Raw genomic sequence first — 12,758 nt, forward strand, 5'->3', positions numbered from 1 at the left:
AGCCCCAGTGTGGGCGCGCGTCAGCAAGCCGGGGGTCTGGGGCGGAGCCCCAGTGTGGGCGCGCGTCAGCAAGCCGGGGGTCTGGGGCGGAGCCCCAGTGAGGCGCGTGTATGGTGTGCTTCGACGAAAGGACGCCCCCGGTGGCAACAGGCAAGAAGCTCGTCATCGTCGAATCACCGACGAAGATGAAGTCGATCCAGGGGTACCTCGGCGACGAATATGAGGTACTCAGCTCGGTCGGGCACATCCGCGATCTCGCGAGCAAGAAGGACATCCCGGCCGACAAGAAGACGGCGTACGGCAAGTACTCGATCGACATCGACAACGACTTCGACCCTTATTACGTCGTCAACGACCGCAAGACCAAGACGGTCGCCGAGCTCAAGCGCGCGCTCAAGACGGCCGACGAAGTCCTGCTCGCCACGGATGAGGATCGCGAGGGGGAGGCGATCGCGTGGCACCTGCTGGAGGTGCTCAAGCCGAAGGTTCCCGTCCACCGGATGGTGTTCCACGAGATCACCAAGGACGCCATCCGCGCCGCGGTCGAGAACACCCGCGAACTCGACCTCGCCCTCGTCGACGCGCAGGAGACCCGCCGCGTACTGGACCGTCTATACGGCTGGGATGTCTCGCCCGTGCTCTGGCGCAAGGTCGGCAGCGGCCGCGAGGGCGCCGCGCTCAGTGCAGGCCGCGTCCAGTCCGCCGCCACTCGCATGGTCGTCGACCGAGAACGCGAGCGCATGGCGTTCGTCACGGCCGGCTATTGGGATGTCCAGGCGCTCGCCGTCAAGGCTGCCGAATCGTTCACCACCCGCCTCGCCCGTCTCGACGGAGCGCCCGTGGCCCGCGGAACCGACTTCGATGACCGCGGCCAGCTGAAGAAGGTCGTCGTCGTCCTGGACGAAGCCAAGGCCCGCGCACTCGCGGCTGCGATCGAGGGTGTCGGTGAGGCATCCGTCACCGCACTCGAATCCAAGCCCGGCACGCGCAGCCCGAAGGCGCCGTTCACGACCTCGACGCTCCAACAGGAGGCCGGCCGCAAGCTCTCGATGAGCGCCAAGCACGCGATGAGCGTGGCCCAGCGTCTTTACGAGAAGGGCTTCATCACCTACATGCGCACCGATTCGGTGGCTCTGAGCACTCAGGCGATCACCGCGGCACGCGAGCAGGCGGTCTCGCTCTACGGCGAGCAGGCCGTGCCGCTGAACCCTCGGGTGTACCGCAGCAACAGCAAGAACGCGCAGGAGGCGCACGAGGCGATCCGTCCGTCGGGTGAGCAGTTCCGGACGCCGGCTTCCGTCTCGGGCGAGCTCGACCGCGACGAGGAGCGAATGTACGACCTCATCTGGAAGCGCACGGTCGCCAGCCAGATGGCCGACGCCAAGTACGAGACGACGACCGTGACGCTCGCGGTCGACGCGCCGGTCGACGGCGCCGTCCAGCGTGCCGAGTTCACGGCATCCGGCACCGTATACACCTTCAAGGGCTTCCTCGAGGCGTACGAAGAGGGTCGCGACGAGAAGCGCAGCGACGCCGACAAGACCGACGACCAGTCGCTGCCGTTGCTTGCCGTCGGCGATGCGCTGCGGCTCGAGCGGATCGAGCCCAAGGACCATGCGACCACTCCGAAGCCGCGCTACACCGAGGCGAGCCTCGTCAAGGCGCTCGAGGAGAAGGGCATCGGACGCCCCTCCACCTTCGCGAGCATCATCGATGTGATCCTCGACCGCGGCTACGTCACCAAGCGCGGTCAGGCACTCGTGCCCAGCTGGCTCGCGTTCAGCGTCGTGCGTCTGCTCGAGGAGCACTTCGCCGACCTGGTCGACTACGACTTCACCGCGGGGCTCGAAGACGACCTCGACGCGATCGCCCGCGGCGAGCAGCAGCGCACTGCGTGGCTGCGCGAGTTCTACTTCGGCTCCGACGCTCAGCCGGGGCTGCGCAACATCGTCGAGAACCTCGGCGAGATCGATGCCCGCGAACTCAATGCGACGCGCATCAGCGACACGATCACCCTGAGGTTCGGCAAGTACGGCCCGTACCTCGACGTCATCGACCCCGCTGATCCCGACGCCCCGCCGCGCCGTGTGAACATCCCCGAAGAACTCGCTCCCGACGAGCTCACGCCCGAGAAGGCGCAGGAGCTGATCGATGCTCCGGTCGCCGGCAACCGCGTGCTCGGGGAGAACCCCGAAAACGGCAAGCTCGTCGTGGTGAAGGACGGCCGCTTCGGCCCGTACGTCGAAGAGACCGAGCCGCAGGATCCCACCGTCGTCGACGAGGCCACCGGGGAGATCGTCGAAGAGGCGCCGAAGAAGAAGCCCGCCTCGAAGACCGCAGCGGCTTCTAAGACCAGCACGGCGAAGAAGGATGCCGCGCCCAAGCCGCGCACGGCGTCGCTGTTCAAGTCGATGTCGGTCGACACGATCGACCTCGGCACGGCGCTGCGGCTGCTGGAGCTTCCCCGCACCGTCGGCATCGACCCGGAGTCGGGAGAGCCCATCACGGCGCAGAACGGCCGCTACGGACCGTACTTGAAGAAGGGAGCCGACTCGCGCACGCTGGATAACGAGCAGCTCATCTTCGACATCGACCTCGAGCAGGCGCTCGCGATCTATGCGTTGCCGAAATACGGAGCCAGGCGTGCGTCGAGTGCGCTGGCCGAGTTCGATGACGATCCGGTCAGCGGCAAGCCGATCCGGGTGCGCGACGGCCGTTTCGGCGCGTACGTGACCGACGGCGAGACAAACGTGACGATCCCGCGCGGCCAGACCGTGGACGACATCACCTATGAGATCGCGGTGCAGATGATCGCCGAAAAGCGCGCCAAGGGCCCGGCTCCCAAGCGGACCCCTGCGCGCAAGGCGACCAACGCCCGCAAGGCGTCGGCCAAGAAGTGAGCCCACCGGTCGCGCCCGCCGCCGAAGCAGCCGGCCCGGTCCGCGGTGTGTTCATCACCTTCGAGGGCGGCGACGGCGTCGGCAAGACCACGCAGGCGGCGCTCCTGGAGGAGTGGCTCGCCGCCCGGGGACGCACGGTGGCGCGCAGCCGCGAGCCCGGCGGCACGGAGGTCGGCGTCCTGATCCGCGACATCGTCCTGCACCATCGGGGGGAGATCGCGCCGCGCGCGGAGGCCCTGCTGTACGCCGCCGACCGCGCCCACCACATCGAGCACCTCGTGCGCCCCGCCCTCGAGCGTGGAGAGGTCGTGATCCAGGACCGGTACCTCGACTCGTCCGTCGCATATCAGGGCGCCGGCCGCGTCCTCGGTCGTGATGAGGTGCGCGACCTGTCACTCTGGGCGACCGAGGGACTGCTTCCCGACCTGACCGTCCTGCTGGATCTGGACCCTGCACTCGCGCGCGCGCGACTCGTCGCCGATGACAAGCCGTTCGATCGGCTCGAGTCCGAGCAGTCCGCGTTCCACGACAGAGTCCGGGCGGAGTTCCTCGCACTCGCCGCCGCAGAGCCCGATCGCTTCCTCGTCCTCGATGCGTCGCGCGGATCGGCCGATCTCGCGACCGACATCCAGGGTCGGGTGCAGTCCCTGCTGGACGCCCATGCGGAAAAGGCCGTCGGTGACGCCGATTAGGCTGGGCCCATGGACAGCGCGGCGGTTGCGGACGCTCCGGCGGTGACTTCGCCCCCGGTCGCGGCCGATCTCCCGTGGGGCGCTGTGTGGGGGCAGGACGAGGCCGTCGCGACGCTGCGGGCGGCGGCATCCGACCCCGAGTCGATGACGCACGCCTGGCTCATCACCGGACCGCCCGGATCGGGTCGATCCACCCTCGCCTACGCGTTCGCCGCTGCGCTGATCGCCGAGGAGGGTGATGAGCGGGCAATGCGGCAGGTGCTGTCCGGCACGCATCCCGATATGACCGCTCTGCGCACCGAGGGTGTCATCATCTCCATCAAGGACGCACGATCGCTCGTGGAGCGCTCGTACTTCGGTCCTTCCCTCGGCCGCTACCGCGTGATCGTGGTGGAGGATGCCGACCGCATGGTCGAGCGCACCTCCAACGTCCTGCTGAAGGCCCTCGAAGAGCCCCCGGAGCGAACGGTCTGGGTGCTGTGCGCGCCGAGCGACGCCGATCTGCTGCCGACGATCCGCTCGCGCGTGCGCACCCTGCGGCTGCGCGAGCCCGACATCGAGGACGTCGCGCGTCTCATCTCGCAGCGCACCGGCGCAGACCTCGCGGTCGCCGAGCAGTCCGCTCGCCATGCCCAGCGCCACATCGGCATGGCGCAGCGACTCGCGACGGATGCTGCGGCCCGCGCGCGCCGCGACGACATGCTGCGCGGGGTCCTGGCCGTGCGCAGCGTCGGTGATGCCGTCGAGGTCGCCGGCCGCGTCGTGGCCGCCGCCACAGACGACGCCAAGGCGCTGACCGCGGAACGCGACGACGCCGAGCGCTCGAGCCTGCTGCGCACGCTCGGCATCGCAGAGGGAGCCGCAGTGCCCCCGGCCGTGCGTTCGCAGCTGAGCGCGCTCGAGGACGATCAGAAGCGCCGGGCGACGCGCAGCCTTCGCGACGGGATCGACCGTGTCCTGACGGATCTGCAGTCGATGTTCCGCGATGTCGTCATGCTGCAGTTCGGCCGTGGTGGCCGCGCTGACGGAGACTTGATCAATCGGGAACTCGAGCCGGAGCTGCGTGCCCTGGCCTCGGCCTGGACGGTGGAGCGCTCCCTCGTCGTCCTGGACCGGATCGCCGAGACCCGTCGCAACCTCGAACAGAACGTCGCCCCGACCCTCGCCCTGGAAAGCATGCTCGTGACCGTTGCGAGCGGGAGGATCCCGTGAACAACACCTTGCTGCGTCCGAACTCACCTCGACGCGCCCGCCGGATCATCGCGATCGTCGCCGGACTGGCTGCGGCGTCCGTTGCGCTGTCGGGCTGTCTCTACTCGATCATTCCCGAGTCGAAGCCCTCGTCGTCCTCGAGCCTGGCGCCGGACACCGACGGCATCGCCGAGGACCTGCTGCCCTTCTACGAGCAGACCCTGTCCTGGACGGACTGCGGAGCGTTCGAATGCACGATGTTGACCGCGCCGCTGGATTGGTCCGACCCGTCTGCAGGCCAGATCGAGCTTTCGGTGATCCGCCAGCGCGCCGAGTCCGGCAGCGCGATCGGGTCCCTGCTGACCAACCCGGGTGGTCCGGGGGCCGGCGGTGTCAGCCTGATCCGCGACAGCGTCGACTTCGCGGTCGGCTCGGCGCTGCAGCAGCAGTTCGACGTGATCGGCTTCGATCCGCGAGGCGTCGGCGAGTCGACCGCCGTGACCTGCTTCGACGACGCCGCGATGGACTCGTACCTCTTCGACATCCCCACCGACCCGCGTGGGTCCGATGGCTGGACGGCGCAGCGCCAACAGTGGAACCAGCAGTTCTCCGACGCGTGCGAGGCGAACAGCGACGGCATCCTGCCCTTCATCACGACCGAGAACGCCGCCCGGGACATGGATCTGATGCGTGCGGTGCTGGGTGATAAGCAGCTGAACTATCTCGGCTACTCGTACGGGACGTTCCTCGGTGCGACCTATGCGCAGCTCTACCCCGAGCGCGTCGGGCGCCTGGTGCTGGACGGTGCGATCGATCCGGCCGTATCGGGCGTGGACGTCAGCACGATCCAGGCGATCGGGTTCGAATCCGCCCTGCGCGCGTACATGGCCGACTGTCTGACGCAGTCGGACTGCCCGTTCAGCGGCACGGTCGACGAGGGGATGGCGGACCTCGGCACGATGCTCGCCAGCGTGGAGCGATCACCGCTTCCCGCGGCCGATGGCCGCCTGCTCGGCGCCGATTCCCTGCTGACCGGCATCATCGCGGCGCTGTATGCGCAGGAGAGCTGGCCGTACCTGTCGGCCGCACTGACCGACGTGCTGCAGGGCAATCCCGAGATCGCGTTCCAGCTCGCGGACTTCTACTACAACCGCGAGGGCGGCACGTACCTCGACAACTCCACCGAGGCCTTCCGCGCCTACAACTGCATGGACTACCCGCTCGAGACCAGCGACGAAGCCAAGGCCGCAAGTGATGCGCGGATCGCCGCCGAGGCACCGACCGTCGCCCCCTACTGGTCCGGTCCCGATCCGTGCGAGTCCTGGCCCCACCCGCCGACCGGCACTCGCGGCGCGATCTCCGCGGAAGGCGCCGCGCCGATCGTCGTGATCGGCACGACGAACGACCCGGCGACCCCGTACGAGTGGGCGGTGTCGCTGGCCGACCAGCTGTCATCGGGTGTGCTCATCACCCGCGTCGGCGAAGGCCACACCGGCTACAACAAGGGCAACGCCTGCGTGGATGCCGCCGTCGAGGCGTATCTGCTGCAGGGGACCGTGCCCGAGGACGGCCTGCGATGCGAGTAGAGCGGATGCCGCAGCCGGCCGCGTCTGCGGGGGCTCCGGCGACCCTGTAAGATCGATGATCGTGCATCGCGCAAGCAGCGCGCGCCACCTTAGCTCAGTCGGCAGAGCATCTCACTCGTAATGAGAAGGTCGAGAGTTCGATTCTCTCAGGTGGCTCCGAGAGGCTGTCAGCCTCATTCGTCGGCCCTGCAGGAACGAAGACGGGGTGGATCAGCAAGATGAGCGCAGCGCTCGACGCCGTCCTCGAGATCTTCACCTGGATCGGCTTCGGCGCGGGCGCCCTGCTCGCCGGCATCGCCCTGATCGCCTACCTCTTCGATGGAACCTGGGTGCCGGCGCGCGCAGTGGTCGAACCGACCGAGCACGGCACGGTGGTGCGCTGGTTCGACGAGGACGGCGGCGTCAACGAGGCGCCCCTCACCCACGAGCAGCTCGCGGTCGTCGGAGAGGCCGGCATGTACGACATCTTCGCCCGCCGCGGCTGGAACAACCGCATGCGCCTGACCCAGCGGTCACCGCTCGTGCGCTCGCTCGCGGTGCTGGCTGCAGGACTGATCGGCCTCGGCGTGGTCGCGCTCGCGACATCGTCGATCCTGCTCTTCGTGCGCGGCTGATCCGGCACTCACGCAAGCGCGAGCATGCCGCCGGCCAGCAGCGCAAGGGCAAGGCCCACCCACTGCACTCTGCCGACCCGCTCCTTCAGCACGACCGCCGCGAGGATGATCGTTCCGGCCGGGTACAGCGCGGTGAGGGCCGACACGATCGAGAGGTCGCCGATCCGCAAGGCGAGCAGCATGACGGCATTGGCGGCGGCATCCACCACTCCGCACATGAGCGCGAGCGTCCATGCTCGCGAAAGCGATGCCGGAACACCGACCCGGCCGCTGTCCGCGGCGTGCTCGAGATCGGCGTGCCCGCTCGGCGTGGCGCCGAGCGCGACTCCCGACATCTCCAGCACGGAGGCCGCGCGGCGCCCCGTGCGAATCGCCCGGATCACGAGGACGCCGATGATGACCGCGGTGATGGTCACGGTCGTCGCGCGGGTCATCACAAGCGGCACGAGCCCGCTCTCCGGGCTGGTCTGATCGATGGCGATCAGGAACGCCCCGATCGCCAGGCCTGCCCCGATCGCCATGAGAAGTCCGCGCGCACCGGGCCGCACGACCCGCTCTCCGGGAATGAACCCCACCAGCACGACGGCTGCGAGCGCGATGCCCAGACCGAGATAGCCGATCGGCGAGAGCGTCTCGCCGTTGACGAACAGGCCCCACAGCATCGGCGCGACCGCCGAGACGACGGCTGTCAGGGGAGAGAGGATGCTCATCGGTCCGATCGCGAGGCACGCGTACAGCAGCGCGATCGCGATCATTCCGAACACTCCCGCCAGCGCGCCCCATGCCAGGTCCGCGGGTGCCCACTCTCCGCCGACGACCGGCAGCAGCACGGTGAGAAGGAGCAGGCCGGATGCCGCACTCGCGGCGGTCACCACGATCGAGCGCAGCCGCTTGGCCGCGAGTCCGCCCAAGAAGTCCGCTGCGCCGTAGACGACGGCGCCGAAGAGCGCGAGTCCGGCCGAAAGCATGGTCGTTCCAGCATAGGGATTTGCCACGCAAGGTCATTTCGCTAGATAAGCTAGCGATATGACCTCGCCTCGCCCCTCTCACAGTCAACCCACGCGATGGCTGAGGGTCGGCATCCCGGTTCTGCTGGTGCTGATCTGGCTCGTCGGCGGCTCTATCGGCGGCCCGTACTTCGGCAAAGTCGACGAAGTCGCGACAAACGATCAGTCCTCGTTCTTGCCGCAGAGCGCCGATGCCACGCAGGTGAGCGAGCGGCTGCCCGACTTCCTCGGCGCTGACACGATCCCGGCCGTCGTCGTGGTGACGGGCGAGGGGGCCCTCACCGATGACGAGTTCGCCTCCGTGCAGACGCTGAGCGACGACATCGCCGGCATCGACGGCGTGCAGGACGGTGTCTCGCCGCCGATCCTCTCGGAGGACGGCGAAGCGATGCAGATCTTCGTGCCGATCGACTCGTCCGGCGAGGTGCGCGTCGTCGTCGAGGAGATCCGCACGATGCTCTCCGAGCAACTGCCGAGCGCGCTGGACGGGTGGGTGACAGGGCCAGCGGGCTTCACGGCCGACCTCGTCAAGGGCTTCCTGGGCATCGACGGGCTGCTGCTGATCGTCGCGCTGCTGGCCGTGTTCGTCATCCTGGTGATCGTCTACCGATCACCGCTTCTGCCGATTCTGGTGCTGATGACCTCACTCTTCGCACTGTGCGTGGCGCTGCTGACGGTGTGGTGGCTCGCGTATGCCGGCATCGTCGTGCTCAACGGGCAGGTGCAGGGCATTCTCTTCATCCTCGTGATCGGTGCTGCGACCGACTACGCGCTGCTGTACGTCGCGCGGTTCCGCGAGGCCATCGGCACGGGAGCCCGGCGGTGGGAGGCGACGACGCAGGCCTGGCGCGGTGCGTTCGAGCCGATCATCGCTTCGGGCGGCACCGTCATCGCGGGTCTGCTCTGCCTGCTGCTGTCCGACCTCGCGACCAACCGTGCGCTCGGACCGATCGCTTCGATCGGCATCGCGTTCTCCGTGCTGTCCGCGCTCACCTTCCTCCCCGCTCTGCTCGCGCTGTTCGGCAAGGCGGCCTTCTGGCCGTTCATCCCGAAGCACGGGGTCGTGTCGATCCCCGACGATCTGATGCAGCCCCAGGGGCGTGCGTCAGAGAGCCGGGGGTCTGGGACGGAGCCCCAGAGAACAACAACATTCTGGCCGCGCCAGGCACGCTTCGTCGCACGGCACGCACGACAGGTGTGGATCGCATGCACGATCGTGCTGCTGGTGGCCGCCGCCGGTCTGCTGCAGCTCAAGGCCGACGGGGTGCCTTCGAGCGATCTCGTGCTGGGGGCTTCGCAGGCGCGCGACGGCCAGGACGTGCTCGGCGATCACTTCCCGGCAGGGTCGGGCAGTCCCGCGTACGTCATCGTCCCGGAGGAGGACGTCGTCGACGCTGTCGGAGTCCTCGCCGACAGCGACGGAATCGAATCCGTTGCGACAGCGGCTGAGGACTCGCCGACAGGGCAGGCCGGCGTCACGATCGAGGGCGGCGCTGCCGTGTACGTCGTCGCCGGCCCTCCGGGAGCAGAGGCACCCGCTCCTACCGTCTCCGAGGGCGATGTACTGCTGATCGCCACGCTGACGGATGCCGCGGACTCGGTGGCGGCCGAAGACACGGTGCGCGAACTCCGGGCGAGCCTCGACGACGCAGTCGGCACGGGCACGGCTCTTGTGGGCGGTGTCACCGCGATCGACATCGACTCGAAGGACACCTCGATCCGCGACCGTACGATCATCATCCCGGTGATCCTGCTCGTGATCCTGCTGATCCTCATGCTTCTGCTCCGGGCGATCGTCGCCCCGGTGGTGCTGATCCTCAGCGTGGTTCTTTCGTTCGGTGCAGCGCTGGGGGTGAGCGCTCTCGTGTTCAACCACGTGCTCGGCTTCCCCGGCGCGGATCCATCGGTGCCGCTGTACGGGTTCGTCTTCCTCGTCGCGCTGGGCGTGGACTACAACATCTTCCTGATGTCGCGGGTGCGGGAGGAATCCCTCGTGCACGGCACACGTCCAGGCATTCTGCGCGGCCTGATCGTGACGGGCGGCGTGATCACGTCCGCGGGGCTGGTGCTGGCCGCGACGTTTGCGGCGCTCGGGGTCATCCCGATCCTGTTCCTCGCCCAGCTCGCGTTCATCGTCGCGTTCGGCGTGCTGCTGGACACCTTCATCGTGCGATCGCTGCTCGTTCCTGCCGTCACCTACGACATCGGGCGGGCGATCTGGTGGCCCTCGAAGCTCTGGCGTCGGGGCGTGGATGCGGCGGCGCCGATGCCCGAGACGGGGCAGGTGCTCTCTGATGAGCCCGGGTTCGTCGCAGACGACAGCCACCCCCTGACACGCGAGGAGTACCGTCGTACGCTCGAGTCATGACCAGAGCATTGTTCGTCGTCGACGTGCAGAACGACTTCACCGAGCGCGGTGCGCTCGGTGTGGCCGGAGGTGACGAGGTCGCCCAACGCATCACGCGCTTCCTGGGCGCGCATGCGGTGGATTACGAGATCGTCGTCGCATCGCGCGACTGGCACGACGGCGACAACGACAACGGCGGCCACTTCGCGGCCGGCGAGCCCGACTTCATCGACACGTGGCCGGCGCACTGCGTCGCGGGTACATACGGAGCCGAGTATGACGAAGGCTTCGACACGTCGTCGATCACCCACCACCTGAAGAAGGGCCAGGGCAAGCCGGCATACTCACTGTTCGAAGGCGTCGCCGACGACGGCACGACCGCCGCTTCGCTCCTCGAACGGCACGGGATCATCGATATCGACGTCGTGGGCCTCGCGACCGACTACTGCGTGCGCGCTTCAGCGCTCGACGCGATCGAGCACGGGCGGCGCGTGCGGATCTTCACGGACCTCGTCGCCGGTGTGCATCCTGACTCCAGCCAGAAGGCGCTGGATGAGATCGCCCACGCCGGCGCGGAGCTGATCGAGTCGGGTGGCTGACATGAAGCAAGGTGCGCGGCGCTCGAAGCTGCGGTATCCGACCCGGAACGGGCGAGATCCACGAGCGCATGACTGACACGGACGTCCTCCATGCGCGTGGGCCCCGTGTGGCTCGAAGCGAAGCGTAGAGATGTTGTCAAAATGTTGTCGGCGCTTCTTGGCAAGGATGCCTAGCATGCTGGCGTGCGCAGACGTGTCGTAGTCGGTGCTTCCCTTCTTGCGGCTTCGCTCGTGTTGGCGGCTTGTGGCCCCGTACCGCCCATAGGTGGCCCCGACCGAGCGGAAGAGGTAGCCGTGGCCGGTGGTACCTGTCAGCACTTCACGAGGCTGGCTACCCCGATATCGAGCGAGTGATGGTGTACTCAGATCTCTCCAACTCCGTTGAGGGAGCCTTGGGTTCTTGCGGTGGTTGCAGCACCTCGAGAGATGGTGTGCTGTGGCGATGTACTCACTTCGTATTCGACCTGACTTGCTCCAGGTGTTCTGGGCGGGGATGCAAGCGGGTGATTTCCTGACCGGTGCAGTGCTCCCGCTCGGCGTCGACCGGAGGACTGGGGCGCGGATCCTGGTCGCTGCCGGCGGCGTCAGACCACGCCGCGGCCGAGACCTCAAGGGCCGGTGTTTGACGTTCGCCGCGCGACACCGCCTACGAGCGCCTCGACCGCTGGGTGATGGGAAGCCTCGGCACCAAAGCGCCTGCCGCTCGTGCCGGGACGTACGACTGAGGCATTTGATGCCGAGGTTGTCCGGTCCTCGAAGCTCGAGGCGCGCGATATCTGGGCCCATTAGCTTCGCGACCGCCCGATCCAAGGTAGCCTACGGACGCGCCGCGCACAGAAGAACCAGCCGTTTCACACTCGCCGGCCAGGCACATTCACAGTTTGAGCCGCCTCGGGCGCCGGGTATGTCCGAATTGCTAGGTAAATGTGGGTTTCAACCGTACCGTGAGCGATGGCTCACTTCGGGCCGTGATCCCCCGCATCTTGGGGGAAGAATAGGCGGTTCCTATGGGAACCCACACGTCCCTCCGCTCGCATTCTGCGAGCATCTCGCGGCCAGCCAAGGCGGGCTTCGCCGCACTGTTGGTAGCGGGACTCACCGTTACATCCCTGGCCGTCGGCCTTCCGGGCGCGTACGCCGCAACGGCGATCGGGCTCGGCACGGCAGATTCGTACGTCGTGCTCGCGGGGTCGACCGTGACCAACACCGTCACGCCGACCGTTCTGAACGGTGATCTCGGCGTCCACCCGGGAGCGGCGATCACCGGCTTCCCGCCGGGTCTCGTCATCGGGGGCACGACCCACGCAGCCGATGCTCACGCAGCGCAGGCCAAAGTCGACCTCGTCACCGCCTACAACAGTGCGACGAGTCAGGCTGCGGACGCCACTCTCGCGGTCGAGCTCGGTGGGCTGACCCTTCTCGAGGGCGTGTACACCTTCCCCGTCACTGCCGGACTCACCGGCACCGTGACGCTCCAGGGCGGTCCCGACGACGTGTGGGTGTTCCAGATCCCTGAAACCCTCATCACCGCGTCGAACAGTACCGTCCTGCTCACAGGTGGCGCCCGGGCCTGCAATGTGTTCTGGCAGGTCGGCAGCTCAGCCACTCTCGGGAGTGAAACGGACTTCGTCGGAACGATCATGGCCCTGACATCGATCACGGTGAATTCCGGGACGACCGTCGAGGGCCGTGCTCTAGCTCGCAACGGGGCAGTGACGCTCGACAACAATGTGTTCACCGACCCGCGCTGTGACGACGGCGAACCAGGCCCCCCGGGCCCTCCGGGAACCCCTGGAGAGCCGGGAGCACCGGGTGAGCCGGG

Annotated in this window: 9 protein-coding genes and 1 tRNA gene; 9 read left to right on the top strand and 1 reads right to left on the bottom strand. The window is 67.8% G+C overall.

Going from position 1 to position 12,758, the window contains the following annotated elements; translation table 11 throughout:
- The first annotated feature begins 140 nt into the window (after positions 1-140).
- From topA to QZV84_RS10925, 6 genes are all read left to right on the top strand, one after another.
- The gene (gene topA / locus QZV84_RS10900) at positions 141-2,900 is read left to right on the top strand and encodes a type I DNA topoisomerase (RefSeq protein ID WP_292829345.1); all 2,760 of its coding nucleotides are present in this window, start codon (positions 141-143) and stop codon (positions 2,898-2,900) included.
- Positions 2,897-3,592 (top strand): dTMP kinase, encoded by a 696-nt coding sequence (gene tmk, locus QZV84_RS10905; protein WP_292829347.1) that lies wholly within the window; start codon positions 2,897-2,899, stop codon positions 3,590-3,592. Before topA ends, tmk begins: the two co-directional genes overlap by 4 nt.
- Positions 3,593-3,601: 9 nt before the next feature.
- Entirely contained in the window at positions 3,602-4,804 is a 1,203-nt protein-coding gene (locus QZV84_RS10910) for a DNA polymerase III subunit delta' (RefSeq protein ID WP_292829349.1), read from the top strand.
- Entirely contained in the window at positions 4,801-6,369 is a 1,569-nt protein-coding gene (locus QZV84_RS10915; protein WP_292829351.1) for an alpha/beta hydrolase, read from the top strand. Before QZV84_RS10910 ends, QZV84_RS10915 begins: the two co-directional genes overlap by 4 nt.
- A gap of 83 nt (positions 6,370-6,452) precedes the next feature.
- A tRNA-Thr gene (locus QZV84_RS10920) sits at positions 6,453-6,525 on the top strand.
- 62 nt (positions 6,526-6,587) lie between these two features.
- Positions 6,588-6,983: a hypothetical protein gene (locus QZV84_RS10925; RefSeq protein ID WP_292829353.1), complete on the top strand. Its 396-nt coding sequence runs from the start codon at positions 6,588-6,590 to the stop codon at positions 6,981-6,983.
- Positions 6,984-6,991: 8 nt separating this feature from the next.
- Here the strand turns inward: QZV84_RS10925 and QZV84_RS10930 are convergent, their stop codons facing one another.
- Entirely contained in the window at positions 6,992-7,951 is a 960-nt protein-coding gene (locus tag QZV84_RS10930; RefSeq protein WP_292829355.1) for an EamA family transporter, read from the bottom strand.
- A 58-nt stretch (positions 7,952-8,009) separates the two neighbouring features.
- Between QZV84_RS10930 and QZV84_RS10935 the strand changes: the two genes are divergently transcribed.
- From QZV84_RS10935 to QZV84_RS10945, 3 genes are all read left to right on the top strand, one after another.
- Positions 8,010-10,358 carry an efflux RND transporter permease subunit gene (locus tag QZV84_RS10935; protein WP_292829357.1) on the top strand — a complete coding sequence of 783 codons (2,349 nt, stop codon included), beginning with the start codon at positions 8,010-8,012 and terminating at the stop codon, positions 10,356-10,358.
- Entirely contained in the window at positions 10,355-10,936 is a 582-nt protein-coding gene (locus tag QZV84_RS10940; RefSeq protein WP_292829359.1) for an isochorismatase family protein, read from the top strand. The genes QZV84_RS10935 and QZV84_RS10940 overlap by 4 nt, the downstream gene beginning before the upstream one ends.
- A gap of 1,007 nt (positions 10,937-11,943) precedes the next feature.
- Positions 11,944-12,758, top strand: an 815-nt coding sequence (locus tag QZV84_RS10945) for an ice-binding family protein (protein WP_292829361.1), incomplete at its 3' end; no start/stop codon positions are given.

The sequence above is a fragment of the Microbacterium sp. genome, assembly GCF_011620715.1.
In the GTDB taxonomy this organism is placed as follows: domain Bacteria; phylum Actinomycetota; class Actinomycetes; order Actinomycetales; family Microbacteriaceae; genus Microbacterium.